Source organism: Micromonospora sp. LOL_021, assembly GCF_048060215.1.
Lineage (GTDB): Bacteria > Actinomycetota > Actinomycetes > Mycobacteriales > Micromonosporaceae > Micromonospora_E.
The window spans coordinates 1-13,754 of record NZ_JBHMIN010000089.1; the positions used below are offsets into that span (position 1 = coordinate 1).

Annotated in this window: 11 protein-coding genes; 6 read left to right on the forward strand and 5 right to left on the reverse strand. The window is 70.5% G+C overall.

Translation table 11 applies throughout. The features are described 5' to 3' along the window. The coding region (locus ACFHWT_RS30410; protein WP_416598087.1) for an SseB family protein at nt 1-1,092 on the forward strand (1,092 nt) is incomplete at its 5' end. Next, a complete protein-coding gene (locus ACFHWT_RS30415; protein WP_281552083.1) occupies nt 1,089-1,454 on the forward strand; it encodes a hypothetical protein in 366 nt (121 codons plus the stop codon). The genes ACFHWT_RS30410 and ACFHWT_RS30415, both read left to right, overlap by 4 nt. 13 nt (nt 1,455-1,467) lie before the next feature. Here ACFHWT_RS30415 and ACFHWT_RS30420 read toward each other — a convergent pair whose 3' ends face one another. Next, nucleotides 1,468-2,406, reverse strand: a complete 939-nt coding sequence (locus ACFHWT_RS30420) for an alpha/beta fold hydrolase (protein ID WP_416598088.1) — start codon at nt 2,404-2,406, stop codon at nt 1,468-1,470. Nucleotides 2,407-2,567: 161 nt separating this feature from the next. On the opposite strand from ACFHWT_RS30420, the gene ACFHWT_RS30425 reads away from it, so the two are divergent. Continuing rightward, on the forward strand, nt 2,568-3,839 hold the full coding sequence (locus tag ACFHWT_RS30425; protein WP_416598089.1) for a C45 family autoproteolytic acyltransferase/hydolase: 1,272 nt from the start codon (nt 2,568-2,570) through the stop codon (nt 3,837-3,839). On the opposite strand, the gene ACFHWT_RS30430 is transcribed toward ACFHWT_RS30425, so the two are convergent. From ACFHWT_RS30430 to acs, 3 genes are all read right to left on the reverse strand, one after another. Continuing rightward, nucleotides 3,829-4,248 carry a hypothetical protein gene (locus ACFHWT_RS30430; protein ID WP_416598090.1) on the reverse strand — a complete coding sequence of 140 codons (420 nt, stop codon included), beginning with the start codon at nt 4,246-4,248 and terminating at the stop codon, nt 3,829-3,831. The genes ACFHWT_RS30425 and ACFHWT_RS30430 overlap by 11 nt on opposite strands. Nucleotides 4,249-4,430: 182 nt before the next feature. After that, nucleotides 4,431-6,809 carry an immune inhibitor A domain-containing protein gene (locus ACFHWT_RS30435; protein WP_416598095.1) on the reverse strand — a complete coding sequence of 793 codons (2,379 nt, stop codon included), beginning with the start codon at nt 6,807-6,809 and terminating at the stop codon, nt 4,431-4,433. Nucleotides 6,810-7,113: 304 nt separating this feature from the next. Further along, nucleotides 7,114-9,078: an acetate--CoA ligase gene (acs, locus tag ACFHWT_RS30440; RefSeq protein ID WP_416598091.1), complete on the reverse strand. Its 1,965-nt coding sequence runs from the start codon at nt 9,076-9,078 to the stop codon at nt 7,114-7,116. A 157-nt stretch (nt 9,079-9,235) separates the two neighbouring features. Here acs and ACFHWT_RS30445 point away from each other — a divergent pair, with 157 nt between their 5' ends. Next, nucleotides 9,236-10,021, forward strand: a complete 786-nt coding sequence (locus ACFHWT_RS30445) for an oxidoreductase (protein ID WP_416598092.1) — start codon at nt 9,236-9,238, stop codon at nt 10,019-10,021. Between the two features lie 140 nt (nt 10,022-10,161). Here the strand turns inward: ACFHWT_RS30445 and ACFHWT_RS30450 are convergent, their stop codons facing one another. Next, entirely contained in the window at nt 10,162-10,962 is an 801-nt protein-coding gene (locus ACFHWT_RS30450; protein ID WP_123604345.1) for an HAD family hydrolase, read from the reverse strand. 526 nt (nt 10,963-11,488) lie between these two features. On the opposite strand from ACFHWT_RS30450, the gene ssd reads away from it, so the two are divergent. Beyond that, a complete protein-coding gene (ssd, locus tag ACFHWT_RS30455; protein WP_416598093.1) occupies nt 11,489-12,580 on the forward strand; it encodes a septum site-determining protein Ssd in 1,092 nt (363 codons plus the stop codon). Nucleotides 12,581-12,824: 244 nt separating this feature from the next. Next, nucleotides 12,825-13,352 (forward strand): Panacea domain-containing protein, encoded by a 528-nt coding sequence (locus tag ACFHWT_RS30460; RefSeq protein ID WP_416598094.1) that lies wholly within the window; start codon nt 12,825-12,827, stop codon nt 13,350-13,352. The last annotated feature ends 402 nt before the right edge of the window (nt 13,353-13,754 follow it).

Consider the following 13,754-nt stretch of genomic DNA (forward strand, 5'->3'; position numbering starts at 1 on the left):
GAGCCACCGTCCGGGCCGGCGGTCGAGCCACCGTCCGGGCCGGCGGTCGAGCCACCGTCCGGGCCGGCGGTCGAGCCACCGTCCGAGCCGGCGGTCGAGCCGGCGTCCGGTCCGGCCTTCGAGCCGGCCAACGACGTGGAGCGGGACCTGGTCGCGGCGGCGGGCGGCGGCGGCAGCAACTCGTTCCTGTCCACCCTGCTGCTCGCCAAGGTGCTGCTGCCGGTCTCCGAATCGTCCGCGGCCGGGTCCAGACCCGGTGACGAGGGTTTCACCTGGCGGACCGAGACCGCCGCCGACGGTACGTTCGTCGTGGTGTTCACCTCGCCGGAGCGGATCGCCGATCACTTCGACACCCCGGTCGAGACCGTCGAAGTGAAGTTCGTCCAGTTGATCCGCCGCTGGCCGGACCCGCAATGGTCGTTCGTCATCAACCCCGGCACCCCGGTCGGCGCGAAGCTGCCCGGCACCGAGATCGTCGGCCTGGCCAGCTGGGCGGCCGAAGTCGGGCTGGGAGACGAGGAAGCCGACGTCGAACTGCCGGCCGAACCCCAACCCGGCGCGTCGGCCGCGCCGAAGCCGGCCGTGTCCAGCGGGCCGGACGTCCCAGGGCAGCCGACGACGATGCAGAAGACCGTCGCCGCCAGCCAGGTCGGCTACTACCTGGACCGTGGCTACGACCGGGTGTCGGGGTTCGTGCACCGCGCCGCCGAGGTCGCCCACCTGGACACCCCAGCCAAGCTGTACGCGGCACTCGGGCTCGGCTACGCGGGGTCACCGTTCGCCCCGGACGCCGACGAGATCTTCGTGTTGCGGTGGCCGGCCTACCGGCCGAGCCTCTACCGGATCCCCTACGGCGGGCAGAACGAGAACGCCATGCGGGCGATGGAAGGCTGGGTGATCGAGCGCCCGCCGTTCCGTGGCAACGGCTTCGCCCCCGGGGAGAGCAGCGACGTCGTGGCCGAGTTCAAGGTCGACGGGATCCGGCTGCCGCACGGCTCGCAGCTGTGGCGGTTCGGCGCGGACGGCACCGGGACGCTCGTCGCCCGGCTGGACGCCGACGAGACCGCCTGGCAGCGGGTCAAGGAGGAATGATGCGCGACGGCTACGTCGCCCGCTGGCAGGGGCAGGAGTACGACGCCAGCCCGGCCGGCGACGAGGTGCGGATCTACCAGCCGACGGAGGGCGACGGCTTCACCGCGATCCGCTCCGGCCGGTACGTCCGGGTGGTGCCGATGTCCGAGGTCGACGACCTGGCGTACGTCCGTACCACCTGCACCTGGCACGGCCAGCCGTTCGTCGTGCTCGCCAAGCACGACGGCTGGCTGCGGGTCGAGTACACCGGCGGTCGGGCCCCGGTCGCCCAGTCACTCGGGCTGGAGGAGTTCGACTTCGGTGTCTACCAGGGCTGGGCGGCGGCCAACGAGGTGACCGAGCTGCGCGAGCACCGGGTCTGACCCTGGCCGCGGGTCAACTCTTGGCCCAGCGCAGCACCTCGCCGAGCACCACCTCCGGCGACTCGACGTGCGGAAAGTGCCCAACCTCGTCCAGCAGCCGCCACTCGTACGGGGCGATCACGTACCGCCCGGAGCCCTGCGCCGTCCGGGGCAGCACCGCCGGGTCCAGCGCTCCGTGCAGTTGCAACGTCGGTGTCACCAAGGGCTCCTGCAGCAGCTTGACGAAACGGTAGCCGTGCAGCCGCAGCAGCGACCGGAACGCCCAGCGGTACCCCTCCAACGCGCAGAACGACGCCTGCGGGATCCGCATCGCGGTCCGGCACAGCTGTTCGTACTCGGCGAACCGGGCTCCGCCGGTCCACACCGGCCCACCCCACTGGCGGAGGAACCCACCGACCATCGCCGCGTCGTCGCGGGTCAGCACGTGCTCGTAGCGGGGCAGCTGGAAGCGTAGCGACGGGGTGGAGGCGGCGGCCTGCCCACGCGGGTCGGTGAAGATCGCCGAGCGGAGCCGCAGCGGGTGGGCGGCCCCGATGACGACCAGCCGGCGCACCATCCTCGGGTGGAACGCGGCGGCGGTCCATCCGATCATGCCGCCGAAGCCGGCGCCGACGATGACCGCCGAGCGCTCACCGAGCGCCCTGATCATGCCGGTGACGTCGGCGGCCAGGGTGTATCCGTCGTACCCGCGCGGCGGCTTGTCGCTCGCCCCGAAACCGCGCATGTCGACCGCCACGGCACGGTAACCGGCGTCGGCCACCGCCGGCAGCATCTCGTGCCAGGCCCACCAGAACTCGGGAAACCCGTGCAGGAAAAGGACCAGCGGGCCGGTGCCGGCCGCGACCACGTGGAACCGGCTGCCGTTGGCACCGACGTACCGGTGCTCCCAGGGGCCCTTGATGAGCACACAGGACTCGTCGACCGGGCCCGCTGTCCTGCCACGTTCTCCCATGGCGACAGCGTAGGCCGACCCCGCACCACCGTATCCGGCCTGGGCAAACAATAGAGGTTGATTCGGGGTGATCACCGGCGTGGGCTCAGGGTGGTCCACCGGGGGTGGCGGACTTCCGCCGCTGGCGGCGGGACCCGGCCGAGCGGCGATACGGTTGCCGGATGGCCGACGACGCTGCCGGACCCGCGCCGGGCAACCCCCAACCGCCACCCGTCCCGTTGATCAGCGTCGCCGGGCCGCCGGCCGAGTACGGCGCCGGCTACGGCGCGGCGGCGGCGTCGGTGATCGCCCGCAACATCGAGCACTACTTGCGGCGGTTTCGCGACGAAGCCGGGTTGAGCAGGTCGGCGGTACGGATCGCCGGCGGCACCTTCCGCAACGCCAGCCGGGCCGCTCATCCGAGGATCGTCGAGGCACTCGACGCGGTGGCCGGCGGAGCCGAGGTGCACGTCGACGAGGTCTACGCGCTCAACGCCCGTACCGAACTGCTGTACGGCACCGGGCGGACGGCGGCCGACCCGCCGCCCAGCGACCCCACCGATTCCGACTCCGATGCCGGCTACGGCTCCGATGCCGGCCCCGGATCCAACCCCGGCCCCGGCCGCGCCGTCGGTCCGGACGGTTCGGCCGGCGGCTGTACGGCGGCTGGGGTGCTCGGCTCACGGACCGCCGACAACCATCTGCTGCTCGGCCAAAACTGGGACTGGCATCCCGACCAGCGGGACACCATGGTGCTGCTGCGGACCACGGACGAGCGGGGACTGACCGTGCTCACCCTCACCGAGGCGGGCATGCTCGCCAAGGCCGGGCTGAACTCGGCAGGACTGGGAGTCTGCATCAACATGCTGGGCAGCGACCGGGACGGGCTGGCGCCGGGCCGATCGCCCGGGGTGCCGTACCACGTGCTGCTGCGCGCGGTGCTGGAAGCCGGCAGCCTCGGTCAGGCGACCCGGGTGGCCTGCCGTACGCCCCGGAACGCGTCGATCAACCTGCTGCTCGGCCAGGCCGGCCCGGCCGGCGGGGAACTGCTCGATCTGGAGGTGGTCCCCGGCGACGTCGGATGGACCCATCCGGTGGACGGCGTGCTCACCCACGCGAACCATCTGGAGACGGCCCTACCGGTACGGGACACGACAAAGAACCTCGGCGGCTCGTCGATGTTCCGGGCGGCGCGGGCCCGCCGGCTACTGGTCGAACGGGCGGCCGGTGGGCCGTTGAGTCTGGCCGACCTGGCCGACGTGTTCCATGATCATCTGGGCCTGCCGTTGGCGATCTGTCGGCATCTGGACGAGCGGGACGCACCGGCTGATCAGGCGGAAACGGTCTACTCGGTGCTGATCGACCTGGACGCCCGCCGGCTGGGGCTGGCCGCCGGCCCGCCGTGCCGACACGACTACCACTGGCTGGAGTTGGCCGACGGCGTCACCGGATGACCTCCGCCCGGATCAGCTGCCAGTGCTGGCCCGGCCCGCAGTGGATTCGGATCCGCAGCGGAGCCACCTTCGCCCGGATCCGGGTGTGCAGGGTGAGTGCGGTGCCGTCGTCGCCGTACAGCGCGTGTTCGGTCCCGTCGTCGGTGACCAGTCCGTAGCAGGGTCCGGTGCCACCCCGGGTCACCGTGCCGACCAGCCAGTCGCCGGTGATCAGGTCGGACGGGGTCTTCGGTGGTGTCCCGGGCCGGGGCAGTGTCGGCAGCTCGGTCCGGGACAGGCCCGGCGTTTCGGTCGGTGCCGGTGTCGCTGTCGCTGTCGGTGTCGCTGTCGGTGTCGGTGTCGCCGGACTGTCGGATCCGCTCTGCGAGGCATCCGGTTCGTGCTGCGAGGGGTCCGGGGCCACCGGCATCGGTGCTCCTGACGTGGGACCGCCGCCGCAACCGGCGACGGAGATCAGCATTACGCCGGTCAGCATGGCGGCGACGGCCCGGGAGGCTGACTGTCGGATCAGCTTCGGTACTGCCATGCCGGTTGGACGCCGCCCGGCCGGCCGGAGTTCCACCGGCCGGCCGGGACCGCGTCACCGCCGGATCAGGAGATCCGGATCTTCATCGTGGTGCCGTCCACCGACACCACCCGGATCTTCACGCCGACCGCGGGCAGCTTCACCCCGTGGTTGGGCAGTTCCTCGTAGAAGTACTTCCGGGTGTCGTCGAACAGCGGCTGGGCAGCCTGGCCGCGTACCCAGTGCGGTTCGCCGTTGATGTGCAGGGTGAACCCGTCGGCCTTTTTGAGGCTGAACGGCGCGTCGTACACCTGGACCCGGGCCCGCCACGGCGCGCCGGTCAGGTTGTACATCGGTCGCGGCCGCGAGTCGATGTACAGGTTGCGCCCCTCACCGGGGTGCACGTTGGTGTTGTTGTCGACCTGGGAGGTGTCCCAGTACGAGATCAGCAGACCCTCCTGGTACGCGTAGTGGTCCACCATGTCGGGCTTGGTGTCGGCGTACCCGAAGTAGTACGGGCCCGTCTCCAGGTAGCGGTCGTACGAGACGTACGACCGGTGCCCGGCGATGTAGTAGTTGTCGTAGTCGGCGGTCACACTGGCCCCGACCGTGGTCCAACCGTCGAGGTCCCAGCCGCCGTCGCCCTCGGCACCGTCGGTGAAGATCGGCGAGCCGTCGGCGGTCACGGTCATCTCGTCACCGAAGAAGCCGCCGTACGCCACCGCGCCGTCGGTGCGGTAGAGCAGCCGGACCAGTACGGCGTCCCCGGCGTACGCGTCCAGCGGCACGTTGATGTCGACCCACTGGCCACCGGTCGAGCTGTCGATCGCCGGGGTGCCGCTGCCGTCGGTGCCGTACGGGACGCCGTTGACGGTACCTTCGAGCGAGGTCCAGCTCGCCCCACCGTCCGCCGACGCCTGGAAGTACAGGTAGTCGTAGTCGTCCTCGATGTCGTAACGCGCCTTCATCGACAGTGCGGCGGTCGAGGCACCGGCGAGGTCGAACTCACGGGTCATCGTGTTGCTCATGTCGTCTTCGTTGCCGGAGAAGTACTGCATCTCACCGGCGAACGGCTCGCCGAGCTCGGTGGTGACCTCCTTCTTCGGCAGCACGACGACGACCGCCTGGGCCCGCTTGGTGTTGTACTCCTGTGGACCCAGGTGGATCGTGCGTTTCTGCCCGGCCACCACCACGTCGTAGTCCAGCCAGCCCAGCTGGAGCTTGTTCCAGGCGCCGAGGTCACCGGGGCGCTCGCCGATGCCGCCGTCGGTGGCGGCACCGAGGCGGCTCTGCGCCATCAGCGTCCAGTGTTCGTTGTTGTTGTCACCGCCGCCGGAGGTGTCGTAGTCGTCCGGCAGGCCCAGGTCGTGGCCGTACTCGTGGACGAAGACGCTCAGTCCGCCGTTCTCCGGCTGGATGGTGTAGTCGCCGATCCACAGCCCACTGTCACCGATCTGGGTGCCACCGGCCGGGTTCTGCGCCGGTCCGGTCAGCCCGATGTCGGTGGCGAAGGCGTACCAGCGGTGGCTCCAGATCGCATCCTCACCCTGCCACGGGTCACGGTCGGCCTGGTCGCCACCGGCGTGCACGATCTGGAAGTGGTCGATGTAGCCGTCGGCCTCGTTGAAGTCGCCGTCGCCGTCGTGGTCGTACCGGTCCCACTTGTCGAACTCGCGCAGCTCGGCGGCGATCTCCTCGTCGGTGCGGCCGAGTGCCTGCTGGTCGGCGACCCACTGGTTGGCGGCATCGCGCAGCAGCTGCCAGACGTTGCTGCAGACGTTGCCGCCGCACAGGTCGCGGCCGTACCGGGCCTCGTTGTAGCGGACCTTGACCCAGTCGGTGACGGTGCCCTCGACGCTGTACCGCCCGGAGGACTGGGTCTCGTAGTAGGTCTTGACCGACTCGACGTCTTCACCCGCGCCGAAGTACAGCTCCCGGTAGTGCTCGGGGGAGTAGTCGGCCTGCCAGATGGTGGTGTTGTCGACCGTCCGGTCCGGCGCGGGAATCTCGTTGTGCAGCGGTCCGTCGAACCGGGCCGGGCCGTCCCAGTTCGGGTTGCTGTCCACGTCCGGGTAGCTGGGGTGCCGTTCGTTGCCGAACTCCGCCAGGATCACGAAGATCCGGTCGGTGGTCTCCCGCTCCAGCTCGACGTACTGGTCCTTGCCGGACCCGGCGCCGCCACGGGCGGCCCGGCCGGCGCCGCCGGTGCCCGGCGTCTCACCGACCTTCGCGACGGTGCTCGCACCGCGCCGTTCCGGGGTGAGCCGGCCACTGACCACTTCGCTCACTGCTCGTTCGCGCAGCTCACGACGCTTCTCGCCGAGCGGGTTGGGCAGGTCGTCGAGGCTCGGGGTTTCGGCTCGGGAAGGAGCCGCCACCGGTGTGTCCACCGATGGTGCGGCCATCGCCGTCGCGGGTAGAGCAAAGCCCATGCCCGAGGCGAGCGACACGGTGAGCATCCCCACCATGACTTTGCGCACCTGGATACCTCCGGTTCGGGGGAATCAACGCCGCCACTTGGGTGAGGGCGGCACGATGTCCGGATGATGTGGCCACCGTTGTTGGGGCCACCGTGAACCTAGTCACCCGAGGGAACCTCTGTGAAGGTCGATGCGTCGATTTGTTTCACGCTCCCGGCTGGATCGCCCTGATATGTCACAACGATCACGGCGTGAAAAGTGGCCGGCCCGGCCGCCGAAGCGACCGGGCCGGCCTCGAGTCGTCCACAGCCGGCGGCACGCCGGGACCGCGCCACCGCCGTCGGCGACGTCAGTCGTCGTCGGACTTGCCGCCCTGCATGCCGGAGGAGATCAGCTCCATCACGGTGGAGTCCTGCAGCGTGGTCACGTCGCCGAGCGACCGGTTCTCGGCGACGTCGCGCAGCAACCGGCGCATGATCTTGCCGGATCGGGTCTTCGGCAGCTCCGGCACCAGCATGATCTGGCGGGGCTTGGCGATCGGCCCGAGCGTACGCGCGACATGGTTGCGCAGCTCCTGGATCAGCGCCTCGCCGGCCTCGCCCGCGATCTCCGCGCTGCCGCGCGGGATGGTGAACGCGACGATGGCCTGACCGGTGGTCGGGTCGGTGGCACCCACCACGGCGGCCTCCGCCACCGACGGGTGGGACACCAGCGCCGACTCCACCTCGGTGGTGGAGATGTTGTGCCCAGAGACCAGCATCACGTCGTCCACCCGGCCGAGCAGCCAGACGTGCCCGTCGGCGTCCTTCTTGGCCCCGTCACCGGCGAAGTACATCTTGTCGAACCGGGACCAGTAGGTGTCGATGAACCGCTGGTCGTCGCCCCAGATGGTGCGCAGCATCGACGGCCACGGCTCACGCAGCACCAGGTAGCCGCCGCCACCGTCGGGCACCGACTCGGCCTGGTCGTCGACCACGTCGGCGCTGATCCCGGGCAGCGGGGTCATCGCGCTGCCCGGCTTGGTGGCGGTCACCCCGGGCAACGGCGAGATCATGATCGAGCCCGTCTCGGTCTGCCACCAGGTGTCCACGATCGGACACCGGCCGCCGCCGATGTGTTCCCGGTACCACATCCAGGCCTCCGGGTTGATCGGCTCACCGACGCTGCCGAGCAGCCGCAGTGAGCTGAGGTCGTACCCGGCCGGGATGTCCTCGCCCCACTTCATCATGGTGCGGATCAGCGTCGGCGCGGTGTAGAGGATGCTCACCTTGTACTTGTGCACCAGCTCCCAGAACCGCCCCTTGTGCGGAGTGTCCGGGGTGCCCTCGTACATCAGCTGGGTGGCGCCGTTGGACAGCGGACCGTACACGATGTACGAATGCCCGGTGACCCAGCCGATGTCCGCGGTGCACCAGTAGACGTCGGTCCCCGGCTTGAGGTCGAAGACCGCGTGATGGGTGTACGACGCCTGGGTCAGGTAGCCGCCGGTGGTGTGCAGAATGCCCTTCGGCTTGGCCGTGGTGCCGCTGGTGTAGAGGATGAACAGCGGCTGCTCGGCGTCGAACGGCTGCGCCTCGTGCTCGGTGCTCGCCTGCTCCACCGTCTCGTGCCACCAGTGGTCCTTGTCGGTCCAGGTGACCTCCTCGCCGGTACGCCGGACCACCAGGACGTGCTCCACCGACGGGCACTGGGCCACCGCCTCGTCGACGGTCGGTTTCAGGGCCGAGGGCTTGCCGCGCCGGTAGCCACCGTCGGCGGTGATGATCACCTTGGCGCTGGCGTCCTGTACCCGGCCGGAGAGCGCGTCGACCGAGAAGCCGCCGAACACCACGTTGTGCGTCGCGCCGATCCGGGCGCAGGCCAGCATCGCGACCGCGGCCTCCGGGATCATCGGCAGGTAGATCGCCACCCGGTCACCCGCCGTCACGCCGAGGTCGGTCAGCGCGTTCGCCGCCTGGCAGGTCATCCGGTGCAGGTCGGCGTAGGTGATGGTGCGGGTGTCGCCCGGCTCACCCTCCCAGTGGATGGCGACCCGGTCACCGGCCCCGGCGGCGACGTGCCGGTCCAGACAGTTGTACGCGACGTTGAGCTGACCGCCGACGAACCACTTGGCGAACGGCGGGTTGGACCAGTCCAGCACCTGGTCCCACTCCTTGGCCCAGTGCAGCCGGCGGGCCTGGTCCGCCCAGAAGCCGAGCCGGTCGGCGGCTGCCTCGTCGTACGCGGCCGCGGTGACGTTGGCCGCCCCGGCCAGCTCGGCGGGCGGCTCGAACCGGCGATTCTCCTGAAGTAGGTTCTCCAGCGTTTCGCTCATGCGTGGGGCTCCTCACACGTCGCTTGACTTGCTCCGAGGTTAGTGTCGCCGTCCCGCCGGCACGAGACTTGGCGGATACCCGGGTACCCATCGCGCGCCGAGCGGCCACACCGGCGCGGCGGGCGGTTCAGCCGGCCAAGCTTGTACCGTGTCGTTGGTGACCGAGACCGACCCGCTGGCCCCGCTGCTCGACCTCGCCGACGTGGCACCCGCGCTGGACCGCGCCCGTGAGCAGGTCGACGCCGCCTTGCGGCACCGGGCGCTGCGCCGGCACGGCGGGCCGGTGGCGGCCGAGATCAGCCTCCGTTCGGCGGTGGCCAGCGCCGCGTTGGACGGGCACGACCATCCGGTCGCCGACGTACGCGCCGGGACGGTGACCGATCCGGTGGTGCAGGGGGCGCTGCGGGTGGCCGAGGCGGTCCCCACGCTGGCCGACCGCTGGCCCCGTACCCCCCGTCAGGTGCTGGCCCGGTTGCACGTGCTCGCCGCGCGTGGGCTGGTGCCGGCCGACCAGCTGGGTCGTCCGGTCGCCGGGCCTGATGCGACGGCCGGGCCGGATGTGACGCCACGGTCAGACATGACGCTGCGCCTGGACGGGGTTTCCGCGCTGGTCGGCGGCGGCACCTCGGTGCCGGCGCTGCTGCTGGCCGCCGTGGTGCACGCCGAGCTGCTCGCGTTGCGGCCGTTCGCCGGGCCGGGCGGGGTGGTGGCCCGGGCCGCCGCGCGGCTCACCCTGGTCGCTGCCGGCACGGACCCGCGCGGCCTGCTCGCCGTCGAGGTCGGCCACCACGAGCGGCAACCCGAGTACGTGGGTTCAGCCGGCGCCTTCGCGACAGGCACGCCTGACGGCGTCCGCTCCTGGCTACGGCATTATCTGACCGCGGTCGAGCTGGGCGCGCAGGAGCTGACCCGGGTCGCCGACGAAGTGCTGGCCAACGCCTGAGCCGCTACTGGCCGGGGCGCTGGTGCGAGCCTGTCGGGTCGGCCGTGCATCCTAGACCAAGATCAGGTGAGCGTCATGGACCTCACCGGTCGCTTGAGAGGTCCATCACGCTCACCTGATCTTGCTTGGTAGCTGCGCGGTCAGGCCGAGGCCGTCTTTGTCCGACGGTGCCGGCCGTACCAGGCGATGCCGATCGCGACCCCGACCCCGACGCTCAACGCGGCGGCCGCCACCGGGACCGCCGGCCGCTCCCGCAACCTGCGGCCGAGCGGGATCGGGTGGCGGAAGGCGAGGACCGGCCAGCCCTGCTCGGTGGCGAGCTTGCGGAGCTGGCGGTCCGGGTTGACCACCGTCGGGTGCCCGACGCATTCGAGCATCGGTACGTCGGTCACCGAGTCGGAATAGGCGTAGCACTCGGCGAGGTCGTATCCGCGCTGCTCAGCGAGCTCGGTGACGCCGGTGACCTTGGCCGCCCCAGCCGCGTAGAACTCGATCTCTCCGCTGTACCGGCCGTTCTCCACAGCCATCCGGGTGGCGATCACGTCGGTGACGCCGAGTAGTTCGCCGATCGGGCGTACCATCTCCTCGCCCGACGCGGAGACCAGCACCACGTCCCGCCCGGCGTTCTGGTGCTCCTCGATCAGCGCCGCCGCCTCGGCGTAGACGTACGGGTTGATCAGCTCGTGCAACGTCTCCGCGACGATTTGGCGGACCTGCTCCACCTGCCAGCCCTTGCACAGCGCGGCCAGGTAGTCGCGGGTGCGGGCCATGGTCTGTTCGTCGGAGCCGCCGAGCCGGAACATCAGCTGGGCGTACGCCGACTTGACCACGTCCCGCCTGGTGATCAGCCCGTCGCGATAGAACGGCCGGCCGAACGCCAAGGCGCTGGACTTGGCGATGACAGTCTTGTCGAGATCGAAGAAAGCGGCGCTGCGGCCCACGACGGTGCAGTCTAGCCGGAGCGGGACGTCGGCGACGGCCGGTGCGTCGTCGCCGGTCGGCGACGGGGATCCCCCGGGATCTGATCCGACGATCAGGAAGCTGAGTGGCCCAACCTGCGTCCCGTGCCGGCAGCGGTGCGACTCCCGGTGAAAACGCCACTCGACGGGTGGCGGTCTGCTCAGGCATGCTTGTCATGACACAGTTATCTTTCCGTCCCAGGCTTCATCCGGAAGACACTCGGCGGTTGCACCCCCCGTGACCGCTGAGCGGGTTCGGCTCGACCCCCCCGGAGCCGGACCCCAGGCGACCCCCGTCTCCCCCCGGCGGGGGTCGTCGCTATTCCTGGCGGTTCCAGCTTCCGGCGCCGTTCCGCCGCCCGGTCCTCCTCACTTACCAGATCAGCTGACCGGCGTCGGCGTTGTCCACAGGCTGTCCCGTTGTCCACAGGCCGTCGCGTCGACGGCGCGCCGGCACCGGGCAGGCGCCCACAGTTGCGGCATCCCTCATCGACCGCAGGAGGTCCGGATGCCGCCGCGTACCAGCACCGCCGCACCCCGCCGGCTGCCACTGGTCGTCACCGCCGACGAGCGACTGCTCGACGATCTGCTGCGTCTCGCGGCGCTCGCCGGCACCGACGTCGACCTGGCCGCCGACCCGGCCGCCGCCCGGTCCCGGCAGGCCGCCGCCCCGCTCGTCCTGGTCGGTGCCGACCAGGCGGACGCCTACCTGCGGGCCAGAATGCCCCGCCGACCCCGGCTGGTCCTGGTCGGCCGAGCCGACCAGGACCAGCCCTGGCAGGTCGCTGAGTTGCTCGGCGCCGAGCACGTCGCGATCCTGCCGGCGGCGGAGCCGTGGCTGGTCGATCGCCTCACCGACAACGGCGGCACCGACAAGCCAGCCGCAGCCGTCATCGGGGTGATCGGCGGCCGGGGCGGTGCCGGTGCCAGCGTGCTGGCCGGCGCCCTGTCGGTCACCGCCGCCCGGCTTGGGCTGCGCAGCCTGCTGGTTGACGCCGACCCGCTCGGTGGCGGCCTCGACCTGGTCCTCGGCTGGGAGCAGATCGACGGGTTGCGCTGGCCGGCGCTCGCCGACAGCGACGGCCGGATCGACCCGTCGGCGCTGGCCGGCGCGCTGCCCTGCCGGGGCGACCTCGGGCTGCTCTCCTGGGACCGGGGCGAACCGTTACCACTGCCCGCCGCCACGATGAGCGCCGCCCTCGACGCAGCCCGGCGGGAGCGCGACGTTGTCGTCGTCGACCTGCCCCGCCGGCCCGACGACGCCGCGATCGCCGCGATGCACGCCACCGACCGGGTCCTCGTGCTGGTCCCGGCAGAGTTGCGGGCCACGGCGGCGACCGCCCGGGTGATCACCGACATCCAACCGCACTGCACCGACCTGTCGCTGGTCGTGCGCGGGCCGGCGCCGGGTCGGCTGCGGGCCCGGGAGATCGGGCGGACCCTGGGGCTGCCGGTGACCGGGGTGCTGCAACCTGAGCCACGGGTCAGCCGAGGGCTGGAGCGCGGCGACGCTCCAGGTTCGTCGGGCCGGGGTCCGTTAGCCGAGTTGTGCCAGCGGATCGTGGGCGGGCTGGTCGATCGCGCGGTAGCGACGTCGTGACGGCCGGATCAGCCCGTATGAGCTGATTCATCAGGCGTCAGGGAATTTGGTGGCATCCGAACGGCTGGTGTGTTGAGCTGTCGCCCACCCGACACGCGAGAAGTAGTCATGTCGATACTCTTGGTGGTCAGTGCTGGCACGAAGCGGGAGGCCACCCATGACGCTGCTCCATGCCCACGCCCCATCTGAAATCCGACACGCTCACCGGGTCGAACCATCGATGACCAGCCGATACGTTGGCCCGATGGCTGTCACCGCAAACCAGGCCGCCGCAGCACTACGCGTGCACCTGCCCCAAGTCGACGGCACCAAACTGAACTGGCTGCTGTACTACGTCCAAGGCCACCACCTTGCCTACACCGGCAAGCCCGCGTTCCCCAACCGGATCCTCGCCTCGACGAATGGTGCGGCTGTCGAGGACTTCGTCGACCAGCACCAACCCCATACCCCCAGGGTTCTGGACGACTGGCTGCTCAACGTCGTCCTGGCCGTCGCCACCCGCTACGGCAAGACCACCACCGGCGACCTCGACCGTCTGGCCCGCGCCGAACCGCCGTGGCAGAACACCATGGCTGGGCAGGCCATCAACAATGCGATGATGCGGGACTTCTTCACCGGTGACGGCGCCTTGGAACCGGTCGAGCACGACAGCCTGGAACGCCTGCGGCAGACCGCCGCAGAGATCCGCCGTGTCCAGGCGGCAAGCCCACCAGCCGAACCAGACGACCTTGACGCGCTCCTCGCCAAGGTCGCTGGCCGTGGCAGCCGGTAGCCGCTGGGAACTCGAAGGTTTCGTCGACCGACTCGGCGACCTCGACGGCCTCCCGTCGCACCTTCGGCAGTCGTTTGCTACGTGGCTAACGCAACTTGCCAACAACCCGGCCGCTGTGCCCCGATCACGTCTTGAGATGGGGCACCACGTCGGCGAGTCAGGGGATGAGCCAGAGGCGCCATTCCCTCCGTGCTACCGATCGCGAGTCGACGCCGGACCGCTTGGCTCCGTGGTGTGTGATTACTTCGTACAGGTTGATGCGTGGAGGGTGACGTGCGTCAACCTTAGGTTCGAGACCTGAACCACTAGCCGATGCTCGACGACCCCTGAACCCAAGGGCTTGTCGGCGGCCAGTGAATACTCCCCGTAGGCGGTCATTTATCGCCCCGTTGGTGGCCAGGG